The organism is Blastococcus sp. CT_GayMR19, from assembly GCF_004570385.1.
GTDB lineage: Bacteria > Actinomycetota > Actinomycetes > Mycobacteriales > Geodermatophilaceae > Blastococcus_B.
The window spans coordinates 107,763-131,052 of sequence record NZ_SPQL01000009.1; the positions used below are offsets into that span (position 1 = coordinate 107,763).

22 protein-coding genes and 1 riboswitch are annotated in these 23,290 nt (G+C 72.7%); of the genes, 15 read left to right on the forward strand and 7 right to left on the reverse strand.

Annotation, left to right across the window (positions count from 1 at the left end):
• Window positions 1-5 precede the first annotated feature (5 nt).
• Complete coding sequence (locus E4P39_RS13875; protein ID WP_135137173.1) at window positions 6-1,607, forward strand: ABC-F family ATP-binding cassette domain-containing protein; 1,602 nt, start codon at window positions 6-8, stop codon at window positions 1,605-1,607.
• 164 nt (window positions 1,608-1,771) lie between these two features.
• Here the strand turns inward: E4P39_RS13875 and E4P39_RS13880 are convergent, their stop codons facing one another.
• The gene (locus tag E4P39_RS13880; protein WP_135137174.1) at window positions 1,772-2,500 is read right to left on the reverse strand and encodes a hemerythrin domain-containing protein; all 729 of its coding nucleotides are present in this window, start codon (window positions 2,498-2,500) and stop codon (window positions 1,772-1,774) included.
• A 399-nt stretch (window positions 2,501-2,899) separates the two neighbouring features.
• On the opposite strand from E4P39_RS13880, the gene E4P39_RS13885 reads away from it, so the two are divergent.
• From E4P39_RS13885 to E4P39_RS13905, 5 genes are all read left to right on the forward strand, one after another.
• Complete coding sequence (locus tag E4P39_RS13885; protein WP_135137175.1) at window positions 2,900-3,130, forward strand: helix-turn-helix domain-containing protein; 231 nt, start codon at window positions 2,900-2,902, stop codon at window positions 3,128-3,130.
• Window positions 3,127-3,903, forward strand: coding sequence for an enoyl-CoA hydratase/isomerase family protein (locus E4P39_RS13890; protein WP_135137176.1), 777 nt, complete (start codon window positions 3,127-3,129; stop codon window positions 3,901-3,903). The genes E4P39_RS13885 and E4P39_RS13890 overlap by 4 nt, the downstream gene beginning before the upstream one ends.
• Window positions 3,904-4,023: 120 nt before the next feature.
• On the forward strand, window positions 4,024-5,895 hold the full coding sequence (locus E4P39_RS13895) for an ABC transporter ATP-binding protein (protein ID WP_245159820.1): 1,872 nt from the start codon (window positions 4,024-4,026) through the stop codon (window positions 5,893-5,895).
• 262 nt (window positions 5,896-6,157) lie between these two features.
• Window positions 6,158-6,622 carry an SgcJ/EcaC family oxidoreductase gene (locus tag E4P39_RS13900; RefSeq protein ID WP_209306535.1) on the forward strand — a complete coding sequence of 155 codons (465 nt, stop codon included), beginning with the start codon at window positions 6,158-6,160 and terminating at the stop codon, window positions 6,620-6,622.
• A complete protein-coding gene (locus E4P39_RS13905; protein WP_135137178.1) occupies window positions 6,619-7,464 on the forward strand; it encodes a sulfurtransferase in 846 nt (281 codons plus the stop codon). The genes E4P39_RS13900 and E4P39_RS13905 overlap by 4 nt, the downstream gene beginning before the upstream one ends.
• On the opposite strand, the gene E4P39_RS13910 is transcribed toward E4P39_RS13905, so the two are convergent.
• Window positions 7,448-7,762, reverse strand: a complete 315-nt coding sequence (locus tag E4P39_RS13910) for an SMR family transporter (protein WP_135137179.1) — start codon at window positions 7,760-7,762, stop codon at window positions 7,448-7,450. The two genes, E4P39_RS13905 and E4P39_RS13910, sit on opposite strands and share 17 nt — an antisense overlap.
• 9 nt (window positions 7,763-7,771) lie before the next feature.
• Window positions 7,772-7,836: riboswitch (guanidine-III (ykkC-III) riboswitch) on the reverse strand.
• A gap of 81 nt (window positions 7,837-7,917) precedes the next feature.
• Between E4P39_RS13910 and E4P39_RS13915 the strand changes: the two genes are divergently transcribed.
• Entirely contained in the window at window positions 7,918-8,193 is a 276-nt protein-coding gene (locus E4P39_RS13915; RefSeq protein ID WP_135137180.1) for a hypothetical protein, read from the forward strand.
• Window positions 8,194-8,202: 9 nt separating this feature from the next.
• On the opposite strand, the gene E4P39_RS13920 is transcribed toward E4P39_RS13915, so the two are convergent.
• Window positions 8,203-8,967, reverse strand: a complete 765-nt coding sequence (locus E4P39_RS13920) for a sirohydrochlorin chelatase (protein ID WP_245159821.1) — start codon at window positions 8,965-8,967, stop codon at window positions 8,203-8,205.
• Between the two features lie 17 nt (window positions 8,968-8,984).
• Window positions 8,985-11,804, reverse strand: a complete 2,820-nt coding sequence (locus E4P39_RS13925) for an aconitate hydratase (protein WP_135137181.1) — start codon at window positions 11,802-11,804, stop codon at window positions 8,985-8,987.
• Window positions 11,805-12,059: 255 nt separating this feature from the next.
• Here E4P39_RS13925 and E4P39_RS13930 point away from each other — a divergent pair, with 255 nt between their 5' ends.
• The 8 genes from E4P39_RS13930 (at window position 12,060) to E4P39_RS13960 (ending at window position 20,559) form a co-directional block, all read left to right on the forward strand.
• Complete coding sequence (locus E4P39_RS13930; RefSeq protein ID WP_135137182.1) at window positions 12,060-13,112, forward strand: phosphatase PAP2 family protein; 1,053 nt, start codon at window positions 12,060-12,062, stop codon at window positions 13,110-13,112.
• On the forward strand, window positions 13,109-13,594 hold the full coding sequence (locus E4P39_RS23245; RefSeq protein WP_280790860.1) for a Sir2 family NAD-dependent protein deacetylase: 486 nt from the start codon (window positions 13,109-13,111) through the stop codon (window positions 13,592-13,594). Before E4P39_RS13930 ends, E4P39_RS23245 begins: the two co-directional genes overlap by 4 nt.
• Entirely contained in the window at window positions 13,489-13,863 is a 375-nt protein-coding gene (locus tag E4P39_RS23250) for a Sir2 family NAD-dependent protein deacetylase (RefSeq protein ID WP_280790861.1), read from the forward strand. The genes E4P39_RS23245 and E4P39_RS23250 overlap by 106 nt, the downstream gene beginning before the upstream one ends.
• Before the next feature lie 105 nt (window positions 13,864-13,968).
• Window positions 13,969-15,504 (forward strand): long-chain-fatty-acid--CoA ligase, encoded by a 1,536-nt coding sequence (locus tag E4P39_RS13940; protein ID WP_135137183.1) that lies wholly within the window; start codon window positions 13,969-13,971, stop codon window positions 15,502-15,504.
• Between the two features lie 186 nt (window positions 15,505-15,690).
• A complete protein-coding gene (locus E4P39_RS13945) occupies window positions 15,691-16,935 on the forward strand; it encodes a C40 family peptidase (protein WP_245159823.1) in 1,245 nt (414 codons plus the stop codon).
• 489 nt (window positions 16,936-17,424) lie between these two features.
• Window positions 17,425-18,516, forward strand: coding sequence for a MoxR family ATPase (locus E4P39_RS13950; protein WP_348633818.1), 1,092 nt, complete (start codon window positions 17,425-17,427; stop codon window positions 18,514-18,516).
• A complete protein-coding gene (locus E4P39_RS13955; RefSeq protein WP_167761862.1) occupies window positions 18,513-19,541 on the forward strand; it encodes a DUF58 domain-containing protein in 1,029 nt (342 codons plus the stop codon). Before E4P39_RS13950 ends, E4P39_RS13955 begins: the two co-directional genes overlap by 4 nt.
• Window positions 19,542-19,602: 61 nt before the next feature.
• Window positions 19,603-20,559, forward strand: a complete 957-nt coding sequence (locus tag E4P39_RS13960; RefSeq protein WP_135137184.1) for a VWA domain-containing protein — start codon at window positions 19,603-19,605, stop codon at window positions 20,557-20,559.
• Window positions 20,560-20,621: 62 nt separating this feature from the next.
• Here E4P39_RS13960 and E4P39_RS13965 read toward each other — a convergent pair whose 3' ends face one another.
• The 3 genes from E4P39_RS13965 to E4P39_RS13975 form a co-directional block, all read right to left on the reverse strand.
• Window positions 20,622-21,593: an NADPH:quinone oxidoreductase family protein gene (locus tag E4P39_RS13965; protein ID WP_135137185.1), complete on the reverse strand. Its 972-nt coding sequence runs from the start codon at window positions 21,591-21,593 to the stop codon at window positions 20,622-20,624.
• 365 nt (window positions 21,594-21,958) lie between these two features.
• A complete protein-coding gene (locus tag E4P39_RS13970; protein WP_135137186.1) occupies window positions 21,959-22,564 on the reverse strand; it encodes a dihydrofolate reductase family protein in 606 nt (201 codons plus the stop codon).
• A gap of 363 nt (window positions 22,565-22,927) precedes the next feature.
• Window positions 22,928-23,068 (reverse strand): Zn-dependent oxidoreductase, encoded by a 141-nt coding sequence (locus E4P39_RS13975; protein WP_135137187.1) that lies wholly within the window; start codon window positions 23,066-23,068, stop codon window positions 22,928-22,930.
• Window positions 23,069-23,290: the final 222 nt, after the last annotated feature.

The following is a 23,290-nucleotide window of genomic DNA, read 5'->3' on the forward strand; positions in this document are numbered from 1 at the left end:
GCTCAGTGATAACGACGACCGGCCTCGAGCTTCGTGCCGGCGCCCGCATCCTCATCAGCGACGCCGCGCTCCGCGTGCAGCCCGGCGACCGCATCGGGCTGGTCGGGCGCAACGGGGCCGGCAAGACCACCACCCTCACCACCCTGGCCGGGGAGCGCGTCCCGCACGCCGGCAAGGTCGACGTCGTCGGCGAGATCGGCTACCTGCCGCAGGACCCGCGCAGCGGCGACCTCGACATCACCGCCAGCGACCGGGTGCTGTCGGGCCGCGGCCTCGACGTCCTCAAGAACCAGCTCACCAAGGCCCAGGTGGCCATGGCCGAGCCGGCCGACGACGACGAGCGCGACAAGGCGGTCCGCCGGTACGGCCGGCTGGAGGACCAGTTCGCCGCCATGGGCGGGTACGCCGCCGAGAGCGACGCGGCCCGGATCTGCACCAACCTCGGCCTGCCCGACCGCGTGCTGGCCCAGCCGCTGCGCACCCTCTCGGGTGGTCAGCGCCGCCGCGTCGAGCTGGCCCGGATCCTGTTCTCCGACGCCGAGACGCTGCTGCTCGACGAGCCGACCAACCACCTGGACGCCGACTCGATCACCTGGCTGCGTGGCTTCCTGACCAGCCACCGCGGCGGGCTCATCGTGATCAGCCACGACGTCGAGCTGCTCGAGGCCGTCGTCAACAAGGTGTGGCACCTCGATGCCAACCGCGCCACCGTCGACATCTACAACCTGGGCTGGAAGCGCTACCTCCAGCAGCGGGAGACCGACGAGCGCCGGCGCAAGCAGGAGCGGGCCAACACCGAGCGCAAGATCGACACGCTCAACGCCCAGGCCGACAAGATGCGGGCGAAGGCCACCAAGGCCAAGGCCGCCAAGAGCATGGACAAGCGCGCCGAGCGGCTGGCCTCCGGGCTGGCCGACGTCCGCGTGCAGGACAAGGTCGCGAAGCTGCGCTTCCCGACCCCCGTCGCGTGCGGCAGGACCCCGCTCACCGCGGAGGGGCTGTCCAAGAGCTACGGCTCGCTGGAGATCTTCACCGATGTCGACCTCGCGGTGGACAAGGGGACCAGGGTGGTCGTGCTCGGACTCAACGGCGCCGGCAAGACGACGCTGCTGCGGATGCTGGCCGGCACCGAGAGTCCCGACACCGGCGAGGTCAAGGCCGGGCACGGGCTGCGGGTGGGCTACTACGCCCAGGAGCACGAGACGATCGACATGGACCGCAGCCTGCTGGAGGTCATGCGGTCCGCGGCGCCGGACAGCACGGACACCGAGCTGCGCCGGATCCTGGGCGCCTTCCTCTTCTCCGGCGAGACCGTGGACCAGCGGGCGGGCACGCTGTCCGGCGGGGAGCGGACCCGGCTGGCCATGGCCACGCTGGTGGTCTCGGGTGCCAACGTGCTGCTGTTGGACGAGCCGACCAACAACCTGGACCCGGCCAGCCGCGAGCAGGTGCTCGAGGCCCTGCGCACCTACGCCGGCGCGATCGTGCTGGTCACGCACGACGAGGGCGCCGTGCACGCGCTCAACCCCGACAAGGTCATCCTGCTGCCCGACGGCACCGAGGACTCCTGGAGCGAGGACTTCGCCGACCTGGTGAGCCTCGCCTAGTAGTTCTAGCGGCGCCGTAGTTCTAGTGGTGCCGTAGTTCTTGTCGCGCCGAGTGGAGGCCCGGAGGGTCTCCGCGCAGGCGCGACGCAGCGGCTCCGCTCAGGCCGGGACGGCTCGTGGCCGCGGTGTCGGCCGATAGGCCGACGATGTCACAGCCCGACAGATCACATCGCGAAGCGCCAGGCCACTGCTTCACGACGGGCGTGGCGGGCGCGGGTGAGGACCAGCATCACCCGCAGGCTCTGGCCGACGGAGCGGAACGCGGCCTCCAGCTGCTCCGGCGTCAGCCCGTCCGCGACCCAGGGCACGAGGAAGAGCAGGTCCCGGGCGCTCTTGCCCGAGCCGGCCGCGTTCTCGACCCGCTCCCACCCCTCGGCGGACAGCAGCCGCTGCACCAGCGGCAGCGCCTCGGTCTCCTCGTGCCCCATGTGGTGGGACAGGGTGTCGCGGGCGGTCTCCGTGGTGGCGGCCAGCCGGTCGCGGGTCGCGGCGTCCGGCCCCTGCGCCATCGCGGCGAAGCCGTCGGCGCACGCCTGCAGCAACGGGTCGATGAGGTCGTGCTCGGCCTCCATGGCCTCGAGCGTCGCCCGGCCCTCGGCGTCCCCGGCCGCGTCGACGATCTCGAGCAGCTGGGGCCACAGGACGTCGTCCTCGGTGGTGTGGTGGTGGTGCAGGATCCCGCTGAACTGCTCCCAGCGGACCGCCAGTGCGCGCCAGACCTCGGTGGCGTCCATCGGCGTCTCCCGGGCGGCGACGGCGAAGCGGGCCAGGTCGCGGCGGAAGGCGTGGTGCGCCATGTACATGCCGTTGAGGTCCAGCGGTCCCTCGGCCACGTGCGCCTGACCGGGCAGGTCCATCAGGGGGCCGGTCGCGGGCCGGGTGGTGGTGGTCATCGACGGGAGTCCTCTCCTACGGGCTGGGAGGACGTCGTGTCCTCCGGTGGCGACAGCGTCGGACGCACGACTTGAGCCGTACTTGGGAAGGACTTGGGGCGCTGCACTTCGTCGGCCTCCGTCCGACACCGCGACCAGGAGGCGTCCCCGGCCTGGGCCGAGCCGCTGCGTCGTGCCTGCCCGGGACCCTGCGGGCCCCACTCGGCACGAGCCGCTCCACTCACCTGTGGATACCGACGGTTCTCGCGTGGCCGACGCGGGGAGCGTGGGTGATCATGGGCCGGGATGTCGCGGTCAGCGGGACGGCGGCGCCAGCAAGACGGACAGCCACCACCGGGCGCGCGTCGGACGACTCCGCCCGGGGTTGACATGGGCCGGCGGCTGACACGGAGGGAAGTCATGGCCGAGGCGGGCACTGCGGACCTGGGCAAGGGCAAGCGGATCACCGGTGGGGACCGGTCGTCGCTGGCCGACGACCTGCGGAAGCGCTACGACGGGGGCGAGAGCATCCGCTCACTGGCCACGTCGACGAGCCGCTCCTACGGCTTCGTCCATCGGCTGCTCTCCGAGTCCGGGGCGACGCTGCGCAGCCGGGGCGGGGCCAACCGCAACGGCAAGAAGAAGGCGTGAACCCGGACTCCTCCAACGGCTGGGTACGGACCGGGCAGGACGGCGCCGTCCTCACCGTCACCCTGGACCGGCCCGAGCGGCTGAACTCCCAGACCCCGAAGACGTGGACGGCGCTGGCGGACATCGGCCGCTCGCTGCCCGACGACGTCCGGGTCGTGGTGGTCCGCGGATCCGGCCGCGCGTTCTCCGCCGGCCTGGACCGCAGCCTGTTCGACCCCACCCCGGGCACCGAGGACGGGCTCGGCGACATCGGCCGGCTGCCCGAGGAGCAGGCGCAGGAGCGGATCCGGGAGTTCCAGGCCGGCTTCCGGTGGCTGCGGTCGCCCGGCGTCGTCTCCATCGCGGCCGTCCAGGGGCACGCCATCGGCGCCGGCGCGCAGCTCGCGCTCGCCTGCGACCTCCGCGTCTTCACCGAGGACGCCGCTCTCCGGCTGCCCGAGGCGACGCTCGGCCTCGTGCCTGACCTGACCGGCACGAGCACCCTGGTGGAGCTCGTGGGGTACTCGCGGGCGCTGGAGATCTGCCTCACCGGGCGGGCCGTGAGCGCGGCCGAGGCCCGGGTCATCGGGCTGGCCAACCTCGTCGTCCCCGCCGCCGACCTGGACGCCACGGTCGCCGACCTGATCGCGGCGATCACCGCCGTCCCCGTGGGCGCCAGCCGGGCGACCGCCGCCCTGGTCCGCTCGGCGGTGCGCAACGACCCGGCCGAGCAGGACGCCGCCGAACGGGCCGCCCAGGTGCGCCGGCTCCGGGAACTCGTCGGAGGCCGCTGACAGACTGACCCGGAACAGCCCGACCCGTCGCGGTGTTGGCCCGACGCGGTGTCGGCTCGACGTGGAGCCGGCCGGGCGTGTGAGGGAGGCGGTGTGGACGTGAGCCATCCCATGACCTCCATGGCTGCCATGAGGTCCTACCGGCGGGATCCGTCGGTGACCGAGCGCCAGCTCCCGAAGGGCACGGTCAAGCGGGTGCTGGGCATCGCCCGGAACTACCGGCGCGACCTGATCTGGTTCCTGCTGCTCGTCGTCGGCTCCTCGGTGATCGGTGTCGTGACGCCGCTGCTGGCCGGTGACATCGTCAACCGCGTCGCGCGGCTCGAGGGCACGCCCGGCGGCATCGTGCGGATCGCCCTGTTCATCGCGGGGCTCGCGGTGGTCGACGCAGGCATCTCCCTGGCCACGCGCTGGTACTCCTCGCGGATCGGCGAGGGCGTCATCTTCGACCTCCGGACCCGCGTCTACGAGCACGTGCAGCGGATGCCGGTCGCCTTCTTCACCCGCACCCAGACCGGTGCGCTGGTGAGCCGGCTCAACAACGACGTCATCGGTGCGCAGCGGGCGTTCACCTCGACGCTCTCGGGCGTGGTGTCCAACGTGATCGGCCTGGTGCTCACCGCCGGCGTGATGATCGCGCTGTCGTGGCAGATCACCCTGTTGTCGCTGGTCATGGTGCCGCTGTTCGTGCTGCCGGCCCGCCGGATCGGGCGGCGGCTGCAGGAGATCACGCGGGAGTCCTACGAGCTCAACGCGTCGATGAACGCCACGATGACCGAGCGGTTCAACGTCGCCGGCGCCCTGCTGGTGAAGCTCTTCGGGCGACCGTCCGCCGAGGCCGAGTCCTTCCGCGGCCGGGCCGCCCGGGTCCGCGACATCGGCGTGCTCTCGGCCATGTACGGCCGCACCTTCTTCACCGCGCTCACCCTGGTCGCCGCGCTCGCCACGGCCCTGGTCTACGGGCTCGGCGGCTGGCTGGCGTTCACCGGCTCCCTCAGCCCGGGCGACGTCGTGGCGCTGGCCCTCCTGCTGTCCCGCCTGTACGGGCCGCTGACGGCGTTGGCCAACGTCCGTGTCGACGTCATGAGCGCCATGGTGAGCTTCGACCGCGTCTTCGAGGTGCTGGATCTCGAGCCGATGATCAAGGAGGCCCCCGACGCCGTGCCCCTCCCGGCCGGCGACCGATCGATCGAGTTCGACTCGGTGTCGTTCAGCTACCCCTCCGGCAGTGACGTCTCGCTGCCGTCACTGGAGGAGGTGTCGCTGCCCGAGCACGGCGGGCCGGTCGACGTCCTGCACGACGTGTCGTTCCGGATCGAGCCGGGCCACCTGGTTGCTCTCGTGGGGCAGTCCGGAGCGGGCAAGTCGACCATCGCCGGTCTCGTCTCACGGCTCTACGACACGACCGGTGGCAGCGTGCGCGTCGGTGGCGTCGACGTCCGCCGCGCGACCCTGAGCTCGCTGCAGGACGCGATCGGCGTGGTCAGCCAGGACGCGCACCTCTTCCACGACTCGATCCGGGCCAACCTGCTCTACGCCCGGCCGGAGGCGTCGGAGCAGGAACTGTGGACGGCGCTGGAGGGCGCGCGGATCGCTGATCTGGTCCGGTCGCTCCCCGAGGGCCTCGACACCGTCGTCGGTGACCGCGGCTACCGGATGTCCGGCGGCGAGAAGCAGCGGCTGGCGATCGCCCGCGTGCTCCTCAAGGGGCCGGGAGTCGTGATCCTCGACGAGGCGACGGCGCACCTGGACAGCGAGTCCGAGGTGGCCGTGCAGCACGCGCTCGACACCGCGCTGGCGGGCCGCACGTCGCTGGTCATCGCGCACCGGCTGTCCACGATCCGCAGCGCCGACCAGATCCTGGTGGTCGACGGCGGCCGCATCATCGAGACCGGGACGCACGAGGAGCTGCTGGCGCTGGGTGGCCGGTACGCGGACCTCTACCGCACGCAGTTCGCGGACAGCGGCAGCCGTACCGTCGACGCCGCCTGAATCTCCGCGGCGAGCGGGAGTGATCGCTCGACGGAGGCGCGCCGGTACGGAGCGTGTCGGGCGCTCGGGAGCGGTTCTCCGTTCGGCCGGCCGACCCACCCCGCGGACGGCGAGCGTCGAACGGTGCAGGCCGCCGGAGCACTACCGTCACTCCAGTCCCAGCATCCGCAGAGGAGTCCGAGACCGTGACCGAGCTGGCGAGGTCACGCATCAAGCACAGCACCGTCGGCACATGTCCGACGAGCGCCAGCGAGGAGGACATGTGACCGCAGCACACCCGCACGACGCCCAGATCCGGGCGCTCTACGCCTCGTTCCTGGACGGCTGGAACCGGCGGAGCGGAGCGGCCGTCGCCGCCGGGTTCGCCGACGACGGGGACATCATCGGCTTCGACGGCACCCACCACCGTGGCCGGCTGTCCATCGCCGCCGACCTGCGCGCGGTGTTCGGCAGCCACCAGACGGCGGCGTACGTCGCCGTCGTGCGCTCGGTCCGTCCCGTGGCCGCGGACGTCGCGGTGCTCATCGCGAACGCCGGGATGATCCCGCCCGGCGGCAACGACCTGGACCCGGACCTGCACACCGTCCACACGCTGGTCGCCGTCGACGAGGGCCGCGGCCGGTGGCGGATCTCGCTGTTCCAGGCCACGCCCGCCGCCTGGCACGGCCACGAGCACCTGCGCGAGGAGCTCACCGAGGAACTGCGCGGCCTGCTCGCACCGCAATGAGCGTCCTGATCGACACCGCCGGCCTGCGGGCGCGCGACCGGCCGGTCGTCCTGCTCGACGTCCGGTGGGCACTCGGCGACGACCGGGGCCGCGAGCGGTACCTGGCCGGTCACCTGCCGGGTGCGGTGTTCGTCGACCTCGAGACCGAGCTGGCCGATCCGCCCTCGGCCGGGCGCGGGCGCCACCCGCTGCCGTCGTTACAGCGACTGCAGGCATCGGCCCGGCGCTGGGGGATCCGGCAGAACGACGCCGTGGTGGTCTACGACGCCTCGGGTGGGTTGGCCGCGGCCCGGGCCTGGTGGCTGCTCCGCTGGGGCGGGCTGAGCGACGTCCGTCTGCTGGACGGCGGACTCGACGCCTGGGTGCGCGCCGGAGGGCCGGTCGAGGCCGGCGACGTCGTACCCGAGCCCGGCGACGTGACCCTGACCGGCGGCGGCATGCCGGTGCTGACGATCGACGAGGCGGCCGCGCTGCCGGCGGCCGGCGGGATCCTGCTGGACGCCCGCGCCGGTGCGCGGTACCGGGGCGAGGTCGAGCCGGTCGACCCGCGCGCCGGGCACGTGCCCGGCGCGGTGAGCGCCCCGACGGCGAAGAACCTGGCGGAGGACGGCACCTTCCGCCCGGCCGGGGACCTCGGCCGGCGGTTCGCCGACCTGGGCGTGGAGCCCGGGAGCACGGTCGGCGTCTACTGCGGCTCCGGCGTCACGGCGGCACACGAGATCGCCGCCCTGGCCGTCGCCGGGATCGACGCGGCGCTCTGGCCCGGGTCGTGGTCGCAGTGGTCGGCCGACCCCGCCCTCCCGGTAGCGACGGGACCCGCCCCGGTCAGTGCAGGAGCTTGAGCCCGAGGACGCAGCCGACGATCCCGGCCAGCAACAGCACCTTGACCGCGGACACCGATTCCTCGCCGGACGCGATCGCGATCGCGACCGTGAGCACCGCGCCGATGCCCACCCAGACGGCATACGCCGTGCCCACCGGGAGCTCCCGCATCGCGTAGGCGAGCCCGAGCATGCTCAGGACGAGCGCACCCGCGAAGACCAGCGACGGGGTGAGGCGGGTGAAGCCCTCGGACCGCCCGAGGGCGGTGGCCCAGACGGCCTCCAGGACGCCGGACAGGACGAGCACGAGCCAGGACATGACGCCTCCAGGGAGCCGTCTTGTCGCTGTCCGGGTACGGCACCACTCGTCCGGGGGACCGTTCCGGGCCCACCACGATTCTCTCCCCTCGGCGCCGGGGGGCAAGGGCGCCGTAGGTGATGTTCGCCGCTGGTCCGGAGCGCCATACTGCCGCCGTGGAGACCGTCACCCGCGCACGCGGGCCCCTCGTCGTCGCCGGGCTCGCCGCTGTGCTGCACCTCGTCGTCGGCTACTTCTACCTGGCCGGCGGCCTTGTCATCCCGGGCTACGTCCTCTTCCCGCTGTGGGCGGTGTGGCTCCTCCTGGCGTGGTGGCTCGTGACCCTGGCCCGCCGGAACTCGTGGTGGACCCCGCTCGCCCCGGTCGCGGCGGCGGTCCTGTTCCTCGTCGTGATCACGGTCGGCGAGCAGGTCCTGGGCTGGCAGGGCTGAGCCGACACGTCAGTCCTGGGGGACCGCGGCGTCGTAGCGGTCCAGCAGGACGGCGGCGATCCGGTCGTCGGGCAGCAGGGGAGCGGTGACCCAGTCCGCGCCCGCGCCCGCCAGCTTGTCGTGGAAGTGGCCCGGCGCCAGCAGATAGGCGGCCACGACCACGCGCCGGGCTCCGGCGTCCCGGGCGGCCACGACCGCGTCGGGCACCGCCGGCGTCGCGGCCGACCCGTAGCCGGTGGTCACGGGCCCGGCCCACGAGTGCTGCAGCAGCGCCGCGGTGCTCTCCACGTCGGCGACCGCGCGGACGTCGCTCGACCCGGCCGCGGCCAGGACGACCGCCGTCGCCGGGTCGTCCGGGTCGGCGCCGGCCTGGACCAGCCGGTCGCGCAGCACCTCGACGAGCCGCGGGTCCGGGCCGAGCGGACGGGCCGCCACGGCCGCGTCGGAGCGGGCCACGGCCCCGGCGATGTCGACGTGCACGTGGTACCCGCCCGACAGCAGCAACGGGACGACGACCGCGGGTCGCCCGGCCGAGGACAGCTGTGCCACGACGTCGACCACCGTCGGCGGCTGGACGTCGACGAACGCGGCGGTCGTCACCAGGCCCGGCCGCAGGTGCCGCGCGGCGAGGGCCAGCTCGGCGATCAGCCGGCGGCCGGTGGGGTTGCGGGTGCCGTGCGCGCACGCCACCAGCACCGGTGCGTCGGAGTCCCCACGACGCGCGACGGCGCCGTCCCCCGGCTCGGGCAGGGGGACGGCGCCGTCGGCGACCACGTGGACCGGGCTGCCGGTCAGGCCCCGACGGTCCCGCGCAGGGAGCGCAGCACGTACTGCATGATCCCGCCGTTGCGGTAGTAGTTCGCCTCGCCGGGGGTGTCGATCCGGACGCGGGCGTCGAACTCCACATCGCCGGCCTTGACCTTGACCGTGCGCGGCGTCGTGCCGTCGTTCAGCGCGGTGACGCCGGTGATCGTGAACTCCTCGTCCCCGGTCAGGCCGAGCGACTCGGCGGTCTGGCCCTCGGGGTACTGCAGCGGCAGCACACCCATGCCGATCAGGTTCGAGCGGTGGATGCGCTCGTAGCTCTCGGCGATGACCGCCTTGACGCCCAGCAGCGCCGTCCCCTTGGCCGCCCAGTCGCGCGAGGATCCGGAGCCGTACTCCTTGCCGGCCAGCACGACCAGCGGGATCCCGGCGTCGATGTAGGCGCGGGAGGCGTCGTAGATCGTCGTCGTCTCGCCGGTCAGGTGGTTCTTGGTGACACCGCCCTCGGTGCCCGGCACCAGCTGGTTGCGCAGCCGGATGTTGGCGAAGGTGCCCCGGATCATCACCTCGTGGTTGCCGCGGCGGGACCCGTAGGAGTTGAAGTCGCGGCGGTCCACACCGTGCTCGCGGAGGTACTTGCCCGCGGGGCTGTCGGCCTTGATGGAACCGGCCGGGGAGATGTGGTCGGTGGTCACCGAGTCACCGAGCACCGCGAGGGTGCGGGCGCCGGTGATGTCCTCGACCGGGGCCGGCTCGGCCGGCATGCCGTCGAAGTACGGGGGCTTCCGGACGTAGGTGCTCTGCGCGTCCCACGCGAAGGTGTCGCCTTCGGGGGTGGGCAGCGCCTGCCACTGCTCGGTGCCGGCGAAGACGTCGGCGTAGTCCTTGGTGAACATCTCCGCGGAGACGGCGTGGTCGATGACCCGCTGGACCTCCTGCGGCGACGGCCAGATGTCGTGCAGGAAGACGTCGTTGCCGTCGGTGTCCTGGCCCAGGGGGTCGTTGTTCAGGTCGACGTCCATGGATCCGGCGAGCGCGTAGGCGATCACCAGCGGCGGGCTGGCCAGGTAGTTCATCTTGACGTCGGGGTTGATCCGGCCCTCGAAGTTCCGGTTGCCGGAGAGCACCGAGACGACGGCGAGGTCCGCCTCGTTGACCGCCTGGCTGACCGGCTCGGGCAGCGGGCCGGAGTTGCCGATGCAGGTCGTGCAGCCGTAGCCGACCAGGTAGAAGCCGAGCTTCTCCAGGTACGGGGTGAGCTCGGCCTTCTCGTAGTAGTCCATGACGACCTTGGACCCGGGGGCCAGCGTCGTCTTGACCCAGGGCTTGCTGGTCAGCCCCCGCTCGACGGCGTTCTTGGCCAGCAGCGCCGCACCGATCATCACCTGCGGGTTGGACGTGTTCGTGCAGGAGGTGATGGCGGCGATCACGACGTGGCCGTGATCGACCTCGGTCTCCGTCCCGTCCTCCATGACCACGCGGGTCGGCTTGGACGTGCGGCCCGTGTTGCCGTTGCCGGTGACGGCCTCGTGCGGCTTCCCGGCGTGGCCGTTGCCGTGCGCGAAGGGGCTGGCCGGGTCGGACGCCGGGAAGGTCTCCTCGACGGCCTCGTCGACGGTGGACCCTTCCTCCGCGGCGTCGTCGGGATCGCTGTCGCCGTCCGGCGCGTAGGTCGGCAGCGCCTCGCGGAACGCCTGCTTGGCCTCGGTGATGGCGACCCGGTCCTGCGGGCGCTTCGGGCCGGCGATCGACGGGACGATCGTGGCGAGGTCGAGCTCCAGGTACTCGGAGAACGTGGGCTCGCGGGAGGCGTCGTGCCAGAGGCCCTGCTCCTTCGCGTAGGCCTCGACCAGCGCGACCTGCTCCTTGGAGCGACCGGTCAGCTCCAGGTAGGTGATGGTCTCCTCGTCGATGGGGAACATCGCCGCGGTGGAGCCGAACTCCGGGCTCATGTTGCCGATCGTGGCGCGGTTGGCCAGCGGGACGGCGGAGACACCGGCACCGTAGAACTCGACGAACTTCCCGACGACGCCGTGCTCGCGCAGCATCTCGGTGATGGTGAGGACCAGGTCGGTCGCGGTGGCGCCGTCGGGCAGCTCACCGGTCAGCTTGAAGCCGACGACGCGGGGGATGAGCATCGAGACCGGCTGGCCGAGCATGGCGGCCTCGGCCTCGATGCCGCCGACGCCCCAGCCCAGCACGCCGAGGCCGTTGACCATCGTCGTGTGGCTGTCGGTGCCGACACAGGTGTCGGGGTAGGCCAGGACCTTGTCGCCCTCCTGGCGCGGGAAGATCACGCGCGCCAGGTGCTCGATGTTGACCTGGTGGACGATGCCGGTGCCCGGGGGGACGACCTTGAAGTCGCTGAACGCGCCCTGGCCCCAGCGGAGGAACTGGTAGCGCTCGCCGTTGCGCTCGTACTCGATCTGGACGTTGCGCTCGAACGAGTCCTCCGTGCCGAAGATGTCGGCGATGACGGAGTGGTCGATGACCAGCTCGGCGGGGGCCAGCGGGTTGATCTTCTGCGGGTCGCCGCCCAGGTCGGCCATGGCCTCGCGCATGGTGGCGAGGTCGACGATGCAGGGGACGCCGGTGAAGTCCTGCATGACCACGCGGGCCGGGGTGAACTGGATCTCCTGGTCGGGCTCCGCGTTCGGGTCCCAGTTCGCGATCGCCCGGATGTGGTCCGCGGTGATGTCCGCGCCGTCCTCCGTGCGCAGCAGGTTCTCCAAAAGGACCTTCAGGCTGAAGGGCAGCTTGTCCGCGCCCTCCACCGCGTCGAGCCGGAAGATGTCGTAGTCGGTGCCGTCGACGGTGAGGGTCGATCGTGCCCCGAAGCTGTCCATGCTGGCTGCCACTGCTCTGCGCCTACCCCTCGGTGGTCCGCGACAAGATGTACTGCGCTCGTCTCTCGCACCGATCATCCCAGTTCGCCTCGGAGAACACCGGGTGGGGCGGGCAGCGTCTTCCCCGGTGAGGTCCGTCACCGGGGAAGGAGAGGCGCTGCTCACCCGTCCCCGGTGCACCAGAGGGAACGCCGCGAGTGACATCTGCCCCGATGTGCTGGTCAGCGGCCCGTCGTGCCCATAGCGTCGCCCGCCATGACCGCGGTCGAGTCCACGGCGCTTACCCGAGCGCTGCCCAGTCCCTGTGCTCCCGTGGCGGGGGCGGCAGAGCTGACCGCGTTCGCCACCGTGTCGACGTCGCGGCTCCACGGCCGCACGACCCCGCGGGCACTGGTGCGGGCTGTCCTGCTGGCCGGCCTGGTGCTGGCGTTCGCGGTCACCTGCAGCCGGGAAGGACTGCCGACCGACCGCGTGGTCCTGCTGGGCTGGGTGATCGCCGGTCTGGCGGCGTACGCCGCCACCGACGGACTCCACCGGGTCGGCCGGCTGCTCGTCGACTGGCTGCCCCTGGCGGTCGTGCTGCTGGCGTACGACGCCAGCCGTGGGCTGGCCGACGAGCTGGGGGCGACCGTGCACGTCACGGAGCCGGCGGCGGCGGATCGATGGCTGGCCGGAGGCGCCCTCCCGACGGCCGTCCTGCAGCAGCACTGGGTCGCGGACTGGTGGCAGGCGCTCGCCGCCCTGGTCTACAGCAGCCACTTCGTGGTGACGCCGCTGGTCCTCGGCCTCCTGTGGGTGCGGAACCGGGCGCGCTGGGGGCAGTACGCCCGGCTCGTCGTCGGTCTGTCGGCGGCCGGGCTGGTCACCTACGTGCTCTACCCGGCGGCCCCGCCGTGGCTGGCGGCCAAGGACGGCGTCATCGAGCCGGTCCAGCGGCTGAGCGGAGTGGGCTGGGAGGTGCTCGGGCTGCCGCGCGCCGGGGCGCTGCTCGCGGACAGCCAGGGGCAGGTCAACCAGGTGGCGGCCGTGCCCTCCCTGCACACGGCCTTCGCGGTGCTCACCTGCCTCGTGCTCTACCCGGTCGCGACGCGGCTGTGGCAGCGGGCCGCCCTGGTCGCCTACCCGGTCGTGATGGCGCTCGTCCTGGTGTGGTCGGGAGAGCACTACGTCGTCGACACGCTGCTGGGCGCGGTGTACGCGGCCGGGGTCGTCGCCGTCGCGGCCCGGGCGCTGCCGGTTCTCACAGCGGTCGCGGGGAGCATCGCCGCCCGCCGCCGCCCCGCCGTCGTGCCGGGCGTGAGCGGGTGACCGGCGCCGTCCCCCTGCCCGGCTGGCTGACCGGGGCGCGGAGGATCTGCGTCCTCAGCGGGGCGGGCATCTCCACGGACAGCGGGATTCCCGACTACCGGGGGCCGAACGGGCTGTGGACCCGCGACCCGGACGCCGAGAAGCTGGTCACGCTCAGCTACTACCTCGCGGACCCGGAGATCCGGCGACGCTCCTGGCTCCTGCGGCAGGCGATGCGGGACGCCGACCCGCGACCCAACGCCGGGCACGCCGCGCTGGTCGGCCTTGAGCGGCAGGGCCGGCTGCGCGCACTGATCACCCAGAACATCGACGGGCTCCACCAGGCCGCCGGCTCCTCGCCCGACCTGTCCTGGAGATCCACGGCACCGTGCACGAGGTGGTCTGCGTCGGCTGCGGCGACCGGACGGCGATGTCCGCCGCCCTCGCCCGGGTGGCGGCGGGTGAACCGGACCCGGCCTGCCTCGTGTGCGGCGGCGTCCTGAAGTCGGCGACCGTCTACTTCGGGCAGATGCTCGACGAGGACGTCGTCGAGGCGTGCACCGCGGCCGCGGCGGACTGCGACGTCTTCCTCGCCGTCGGCACGTCGCTGCAGGTGTGGCCCGCGGCCGGCCTGGCCGACATCGCCGTCGGCGCCGGGGCCCGGCTCGTCGTGGTGAACGCCGAGCCCACCCCGTACGACGACGTGGCCGACCTCGTCGTCCGGGAGCCGATCGGCACCGCTCTGCCGCGGCTGGTGTCGTCCGACGGCTGACCTGGGCTGCAGGGGCTCGTCGTCGTCGGCGGCTCCGGTTAGCGTGACGGTGACCACACCGAGCGGCCGGCAACGGAGTCGGCCGCGCAGAGCCCGGGAGCCGGCATGCGCGTGCCCTTGACCACCCAGGACTTCCTCAGCCGGGCCGAGCTCGTCTACGCCGACCGGCTCGGCATCGTCGACGAGCCCAGCCAGCCGGCCCCGTCGCTGGGCGAGGTGAGCTACCGCGAGGTCGCCCGCCGCGGGCGGGCCCTCCAGGCCGGGCTCGACGAGCTGGGCATCGGGGAGGGCGAGCGGGTCGCGATCGTCAGCCACAACTCGGCCCGCCTGCTGGAGCTGCTGCTCGCGGTGCCGTCGTCGGGCCGGGTGGCGGTGCCGATCAACTTCCGCCTCTCGCAGGAGGAGGTCAGCTACATCGTGGGGCACTCCGGCGCCCGCGTGCTGCTCGTCGACCCCGAGCTGGACTCCTCGCTCAAGGGCGTGGAGGCGGAGCACCGGTTCGGCACGGGGGAGGAGTACGAGCAGCTGCTGCGCTTCGACACGGAGCCGCGTCCCTGGTCCGAGCCCGACGAGGACGCGACGGCGACCATCAACTACACGAGCGGGACGACGGCGCGGCCCAAGGGCGTGCAGATGACCCACCGCAACCTCTGGGTCAACGCCGTCACCTTCGGGATGCACATGCAGGTGAGCGACCGCGACGTGTACATGCACACGCTGCCGATGTTCCACTGCAACGGGTGGGGGCTGGGGTACACGATGGCGGGGGTCGGCGCCACGCAGGTCGTCATCCGCAAGATCGACGGCGCCGAGATCCTGCGCCGGGTCGACCGGCACGGCGTCACGGTGATGGCCGGGGCGCCCGCGGTCTGGAACGCCGTCCTCGAGGCCGCCGCCAACTGGGACGGCGAGATCCCCGGCCGTGACCGGGTGCGCATCATCGTCGCGGGCGCGGCCCCGCCCTCCAAGACGATCGCGCGGGTCGAGGCCGAGCTGGGCTGGGAGTTCAACCAGATCTACGGCCTCACCGAGACCGCGCCGCTGCTGACCATCAACCGGCCGCGGGCCGAGTACGAGCAGCTGGACGCCGACGAGCGGGCCAAGCGGCTGTCGCGGGCCGGCGTCCCGGCGCTGGGCACGCGGCTGCAGGTCAACGAGTCCGGGGAGGTGCTGGCGCGCAGCAACACGGTGCTCGCCGGCTACTGGCAGAACCCGGACGCCTCGGCGGAGGCGCTGGAGGACGGCTGGTTCCACACCGGCGACGGCGGCACCATCGACGACGGCGGCTACCTGACGATCTCCGACCGCAAGAAGGACGTGATCATCACCGGCGGCGAGAACGTGTCCTCGATCGAGGTCGAGGACGTCGTCTTCAGCCACCCCGCCGTCGCCGAGGTCGCCGTCATCGGCATTCCCGACGAGAAGTGGGGCGAGCTGGTCACCGCGCTCGTCGTCGTCGCGGAGGGCCAGCAGGTGACGGAGGACGAGATCATCGCGCACTGCAAGGCACGGATCGCCGGGTACAAGGCGCCCAAGCGGGTCGAGTTCCGCGACGAGCTGGCCCGGACGGCGACCGGCAAGATCCAGAAGTTCAAGCTCCGGGAGACCTTCTGGGCCGGATCGGAGCGCCAGATCAACTGACCGTCCCGTCGGTCCACCTCTCCTGGCCCTCCCGTGGCGTCTCACCCCCAGGGGTGAGACGCGTTCAACGGGCGGTCCGCATCGGTCGATCTACCGAGCAGTGGCGCCCTTCCGGGTGCCCGTTCGAATCGACAGCGCGGCCGGGTCCCCCGTGGGGAACGCCAGGGTTGCTGGAAGAGGTAGGACGTGGACAGCGGTGCGCGGAGAACGTTCGTGCGGGCGGGCCTGCGGCTCGCCGGGACGTCCCTGGCCGTGCTCGCGGCCGTGGGGCTCACCCCCGCTGTCGCCGTCGCCGCGCCGACGAACGCGCAGGTCGCCGCCGCCCGGGCCGCGGCCGACGCCGTCACGGCGAGGATCGGTGAGCTCTCCGCGCAGTTGACCGCTGCCGAGGCGACCGTGGACGCGGCCCACGCCGCCGCGACGATCGCCCTCGACGAGTACCAGGCGACGCAGGCGGCCGTCCAGGTCGCGCAGCAGGAGTCCGCCGCCGCCCAGGCCGCCGCCGCGCAGGCCACCGCGGACCTCGGGGTGGCCCGGAGCGCGGTCGTCGCCTTCGCCCGCCGCAGCTACATGCAGGGCAGCACGTACCCCGAGGCCGCCGCCCTGATCACGGCGACCGGCCCCGGTGAGCTGATCGAGCGCGCCGCCCTCCTGGAGGCGGCGGGCACGCACCGGTCCGACGTGCTGGACACGGTCACCGTCCTGCAGCAGCAGGCCGCCTCCGCCGACGAGGTGGCCCGCACCGCGCTGGTGCAGGTCACGGTCCTGCAGGAGGCGGCCGCCGCGGCCCTGGCGACCGCCACGACCGCCGAGGTGTCCGCCCGGGCGCAGGCCGCCGAGCTGGCCACCCAGCAGGCGTCGCTGGAGACCGAGCTCGCCTCGGCGCAGGCGGAGCTGCAGGAGCTGGTCGGGGCTCAGGCCGCGGCCGCCCGCACGGCGCAGGTCGCGCCGACGCCCCCCGCGCCGGTCGACGTCGCCCCCGCCCCGGCCGGCAATACCGCACGGGCCGGCGCCGGCAACTCCTCGGCGGCGCAGGTCGCGATCGACGCGGCGAAGTCCTACCTGGGTACGCCCTACGCGTGGGGCGGCGGGGGCAGCAACGGCCCCGGCCCAGGCCAGGCGCCGGACCTCGGCGTCATCGGCTTCGACTGCAGCGGGCTGACCCAGTACGCCTACGAGCAGGCCGGCATCAGCATCCAGCGCAACAGCCGGGCGCAGTACGCCTCGCTGCCCAAGGTGTCCAGCGACGACCTGCAGCCCGGGGACCTCGTCTTCTGGGCGACGAACCCGGCGAACCCGGGGACGATCCACCACGTCGCCATCTACCTGGGCAACGGGCAGATCGTCGAGGCGCCCGAGAGCGGCGACGTCGTCAAGGTGTCGCCCATGCGGTGGGGGCACTACGCGGGTGCGGTGCGCCCCAGCGCCTGACGACAGCCCCGGGAGCATCGCAGCGAGGAACGAGCGAGGAGCAACGGGACGCCGGGCGTGATCACCGGCGGCCATGACGTAGGGGCGTCGGGCAGCCACGGGGGGAGCTGCCCGACGCGGAGCAAACGTTATCAGCCCCCGTCCTCCACGGGCAGGGGTTCTGCGCGCCTCGCCGAACAGTCCGGGATGTCGACCCGCACGCCGCCGTCCGGGGCGCACCGGAACGTCCGCGGGGTGGCTGCCGCGCGCCGGTGTAGGACACTGGGACGGGGCCGGTTCTGCCGCCCCGTCGACGGCCGCCACCTCAGGGCGCCGTCGGCCGGTACGACCAGGGAGCCCCGTGAGCCAGCTTGCGCGCGAACCGTTCTCCGCTGCGGCGGGAACGCAGCCGACCAGCGTCGAGGGGGCGGCGTGAGCACCGCTGCCGGAACTCCGCTCGACGCCGCGCAGGCCCAGTCCCCGGTGCCGCCCTCGGCCGACGCGGCCCAGCTGGAGCGGGTGCTGTTCGAGATCAAGCGGGTCATCGTCGGGCAGGACCGCCTGGTCGAGCGCATGCTCGTCGCCCTGCTCGCCAAGGGACACGTGCTGATCGAGGGCGTGCCCGGCGTCGCGAAGACCCTTGCCGTCGAGACCCTCGCGAAGGCGGTGGGCGGCACCTTCGCCCGCCTGCAGTTCACGCCGGACCTGGTGCCCGCGGACATCATCGGCACCCGGATCTACAAGGCCGGGCAGGACGCCTTCGACGTCGAACTGGGCCCGGTCTTCGCCAACTTCGTCCTCACCGACGAGATCAACCGCGCGCCCGCCAAGGTGCAGTCCGCGCTGCTCGAGGTCATGGCCGAGCGGCAGGTCTCCATCGGTGGCGTGACCCATCCGCTGCCCGACCCGTTCCTCGTGCTCGCCACGCAGAACCCCATCGAGTCCGAGGGTGTCTACCCGCTGCCCGAGGCACAGCGCGACCGGTTCCTCATGAAGGTGCTCGTCGACTACCCGACCTCCGAGGAGGAGCGGGAGATCGTCTACCGGATGGGCTCCGAGCCGCCCGTGGCCGACACGGTGCTGGGCCCCGACGAGCTCCGCCGGCTCCAGAGGACCGCGTCGACCGTCTTCGTGCACCACGCGCTCGTCGACTACGTCGTCCGGCTGGTCGTGGCCACCCGCACGCCGCGCGAGCACGGCATGGAGGACGTCGCCACGTGGGTCTCCTACGGCGCGAGCCCCCGGGCGTCCCTGGGGCTGATCGCGGCCAGCCGCGCGCTCGCGCTGGTCCGCGGCCGGGACTACGTGCTGCCGCAGGACATCCTCGACGTGACCGCCGACGTCCTGCGGCACCGGCTGGTGCTCTCCTACGACGCGCTGGCCGACGGCGTGCCGGCCGACCACATCGTCAAGCGGATCGTGCAGACGGTGCCGCTGCCCCAGGTGGCGCCCCGGCAGAACGCCGGCGGGTTCGGTCCTGGGACGCCCGGCGGCCCGCAGGTGCCGCACGCCGTAGCCCCCGTCGCGCACCAGCAGGGTCAGGGCCCGCAGTACGGCCCGCCCGCTTCCAACGGCTTCGTCCAAGGGCCGCAGTCGGCGTGATCCGGCGTCGCCGCCAGGCCGAGAGCCTCCAGCCGGGACCCGAGCACCCCGGGCTGCTGCTGCACCCCGCCACCCCTGGCTCCGGCATCGAGCCGGGCAGCGGCGACGGCGCGCCACCGCGGTTCGCCGACGGCCCGGCCGACGTCCTGCTGCGCCGGCTCGAGCTCACCGTCCGCCGGCGGCTGGACGGCCTGCTGCAGGGCGACCACCTCGGGCTCGTGCCGGGCTCGGGGTCGGAGGCCGGCGACTCCCGCACCTACCACCCGGGGGACGACGTCCGGCGGATGGACTGGCCGGTCACCGCGCGCACCCAGGTGCCGCACATCCGCGAGACCATCGCCGACCGCGAGCTGGAGACCTGGGCGGTCGTCGACCTCTCGGCCAGCCTCGACTTCGGCACCGCCGCCTGCCAGAAGCGTGACCTGGCCATCGCCGGGCTGGCCGCCGTCGGGCACCTCACCGTGCACGGCGGGAACCGGCTCGGCGCCGTCGTCACCACCGGAGAGCGGATCGACCGGTACCCGGCGATGCCCGGCCGGCTGGCCGCCGAACGCCTGCTGCGCTCGGTGGTCGCGACGCCCCGGGCGGCGGGCGGCCGCCGGGGGGACCTCGCTGCCGCCCTGGAGACGTTGCGGCGTCCCGTGCGCCGCCGGGGTCTGGTCGTGGTCATCTCCGACTTCCTGGGCGACAGCGACTGGGACCGACCGCTCCGGGGGCTGAGCGCGCGCCATGAGCTGCTGGCGATCGAGGTGGTCGACCCGCGCGAGCTCGAGCTGGTCGACGTCGGGCTGCTGACCGTCGTCGACCCGGAGAGCGGACAGACCCTCGAGGTGCCCACCGGCGACCCGGAGTTCCGCTCTCGCTTCGCGCTCGGCGCGGCGGCGCAGCGGGAGGAGATCGCCGCTGCCCTGCGCCGGGCCGGCGCCGGTCACCTCCAGCTGAGCACCGACCGCGACTGGCTGATGGACGTCGTGCGATTTGTGGCTGAACGACGCCGAGCCGGCTCGGGAGGGGCATCACGATGACGTGTTCCGGCCAGACTTCGTCTCGTGAACGCCGTCGCGCCGGCAGCGGGGGTGCGTCGCGATGACGTTCCAGGCACCGCTCTGGCTGCTCGCCCTGCTCGGCGTCGCCGCGCTGGTCGGGCTCTACGTGCTGGTGCAGCTGCGCCGGAAGGCCTACGCCGCGCGCTTCACCAACGTCGCGCTGCTCGGCTCGATCATGCCGAAGCGCCCGGGCTGGCGGCGGCACCTCGCCTTCGGCGTGCTCGCCCTCGGGCTGGCCACGCTGGTGGTGTCCCTCGCCGTCCCGAGCACCGTGGTGCGGGTGCCGCGCGAGAAGGCGACCGTGGTGATGGCCGTCGACGTGTCCCTCTCCATGCAGGCCACCGACATCGAGCCGGACCGCTTCCGGGCGATGCAGACGGCGGCCAAGGAGTTCGTCGACGTGCTGCCCGAGCGGATCAACCTCGGCCTGGTGTCCTTCGCCGGCACCGCGACCACCGTGGTGCCGCCGACGACCGACCGCCTGCAGGTGGCCAATGCGATCGACAACCTGGACCTGGCCGAGTCGACGGCGATCGGCGAGGCGGTCTTCACGTCCCTGACGACGATCGAGAACTTCCAGTCGACCGTCGTCACGCGGGGGGAGGAGCCGCCGCCGGCGCGGATCGTGCTGCTCTCCGACGGCCAGACCACCGTCGGCCGGGAGGACACCCAGGCGATCGACGCCGCGAAGGCGGCCGGGGTCCCGGTGTCGACCATCGCCTTCGGTACCGACTACGGAACCCTGGACCTCGACGGCGAGATCGTGCCCGTGCCGGTCGACCGGGCGGCGCTGGAGGCGATCGCCGATCAGACCGGTGGCAGCTACAGCCAGGCCGTGAGCGCCGCGGAGCTGGAGCAGGTCTACGCCGACCTGGGCAGCCAGATCGGCTACACGACCGAGCCGCAGGACATCAGCCCCTGGTTCGTGCGCTCCGGGGTGCTGATCGCCGTTCTGGGCGTCGTCCTCAGCCTGCTCTGGACCAACCGCCTCGTCTGACGCGCTTTCGGTACCGGAAGCCGCGCGTGGCCGCGCCGCTTTCGGTACCGGAAGCGCGGACTTCAGCGGGAGGGGTCGAGGACGAGCTTCCCGGTGGAGCGGCGGGCCAGCAGGTCCTGATGAGCCTCCCGGACGGCGGCCATCGGGTAGCGCCCGCCGACGACCGGCTTCAGCGCGCCCTCGGCGACCAGCGGGAGCAGTTCGCCCATGGCGGCGTCCAGCATCTGCGGCCGGGCCATGCAGTGCGCCAGCCAGAAGCCGATGACGGCGCGGCTCTTCTGCATCAGCGGGCCGACGTTGACGGGCTTGGGCTGCGTGCGGCCGGCCTGGCCGTAGGCGACGAGACGGCCGAACGGCGCGAGGGCCGAGAGCGACCCGTCGAAGACGTTCCCGCCGGTCATCTCCAGCACGATGTCGACCGGCTTGCCGCCGTTGGCCTCGCGCAGGGCGCCGGTGAACAGCTTCGGGTCGTCGGTGGCCAGCGCCGGGTCGACAGTGGCGTGGGCCCCGAGCTCTTCCGCCAGCGCCCGCTTCTCCGGGCTGGAGGCGGTGGCGATCACCCGTCCGGCGCCCCAGCGGCGGGCGAGCTGGACGGCGAGGCTGCCCACCCCGCCCGCGCCCGCGATGACGACGACCGACTCGCCCTCGGCCATGTGCGAGCTGGTCCTCAGCAGGTGCCAGGCGGTCGCGCCCTGGAGGACGACGGCGAGGGCCTGTTCGTCGCTCACGCCGTCGGGGACCGTCCAGGTGAGGAAGTCGTGGGCCACGACCTTCTGCGCGTAGCCGCCGCCGTCGAGCAGCCCGACCACCCGCCGGCCGCCGGCGACCGGGGTGCCGACGAACTCCGCGCCGGGGATCAGCGGCAGCTCCTGGGCCGACAGGTAGCTGTTCTCGATCTGGTGGGTGTCGGCGTAGTTGATGCCGGCGGTGGAGACGTCGTAGAGCTGCTGCCCCTCGCCCGGGACGGGGTCAGGCAGGTCGACGACATCGAGGACTTCGGGTCCTCCGAACCGGGTGATCTGGACGGCTCGCATGCCAGCGACCCTAGGTCCTCGACGCTGACGGAACTTCCTGCCGCCCGGGCTCGAGTTCGAGGCTCGGCCGCTTGGTGCTCGCCTGCCCAGGCGATGAATCCAGGGAAGACCTGCTGCGGGGCTGCGCTCCGGCGTCCCTGCCGGCGATGCGACCTCGGTGCGACCAGGCGCCGAAAGCCGGCCCGGGGTAGCCCGCTGGGAGTTGGCGAGAAGGTCCGCAACCCGCTTCGGCAGGCGGGCAACAGCCCCCTGACGTGGTCGCGACGTCCCGCAGGTTGCGATACGCCTGCTGCCTCAGGGCGGGAGGCGTCGCGGCGTGGATCTGACTCAGTGCTTCCTCGAGACGATGCGTGTTTCCCGCGACGTCACGCAGGGGCTCCGAGCGGCGGGTGCTCGAGCACGCGTGGCTTGTACTCGACCAGCAGGATGCGGCCGTCGAACGTCCGGTGCTCGATCATCTCGAGGGCGACGTCCGGATAGCCGTCGTAGATGCGTTCTTCGCCCGTGGCCCCGGTGATCACCGGGAACATCCCGACCCGGAAGCGGTCGACGAGTCCGGCCTTCAGCAGGGACCGGCACAGGCTGAGGCTGCCGATCGTGCTGAGGAGCCCCGAGCCGTTCTGCTTCATGGCGCGGACGGCTTCGACGGCGTCGTCGCGGACGAGCGTGGAGTTGGCCCACGCCAGTGGCTCCTCGAGCGAGGAGGAGAACACCACCTTGGACGCTTGGGTGAGCTCGTTGACGGACGCCTCTTCCTCGGGCCTGAACTCCTCTTGGCCATTCGGGACCTCGCCCGCGGCGAAGCCCGACATCAGGCGGTAGGTGTTCGCTCCCATCAGGTAGGTGACCTCGGGCTGCTCGCCGAGCCAAGCGAGGTACTCCGGGCCCTCGAGGCCCCAGAACCCGGGCCAGCCCTCTCCCGATGCGTAGCCGTCGAGGGAGGTGATGAAGTCGACAAGAAGCTCTGACATGGTGGTGTCCGTTCCTAGGGTGTTACGAGCTGGGACCGGCCGGAAGCCACGAACTCATCGGCCGCGCTGCGGGGTAACGAGGAACCCATGACGCTGCAGCCGAGCGTCCCTGCTCGCCCGCGCCCAGCGCGCTGCTCCGAGCTGACCGATGCCCACCGGGCCACCCGACCCGTCGCCGGCTTCGGCGGCTTCCTCGACTACGCGAGTCACCAAGATCACCAAAGCGGCCAATACTCGCTCCCTGGACACGAGTCCGGACAGCGCAGGTGGGGCCAAGACTTCTTCCCACCTGCCGCAGAAGTCGGCCCCGGTGTCTTCGACGGGCGAACCGAGACGCGCGAGGTCGATCAGTGGCGTGTTCTGTCAGTGGTAGGTGTCGGCGAAGTTGACGCCTGCGGTCGAGACGTCGTACAGCCGCTGGCCGTCACCCGGCGTCGGCTGGGGGACGTCGACGACATCGAGGACCTCGGGACCGCCGAAGCGGGTGATCTGCCCAGCGCGCATAGGAGTGGGGCTGGGGGACGGCAGTGCCAGCCTCGTCCCGGACACCTGAGCCACCGGTCGCTGGCCGTCGGGGTCGGCCTCTGGTCGGAGGACGGCGAGGTCAGGTCGATCATGTTGTGCGACTGACGACCCGGCGGAATGCTTCCGCGTGGGAGCGGTTGACCCCTGGCGGCAGGCCACTGACCTGTCGGACGCCGAACACCCCCGACCCGATGAACCCGG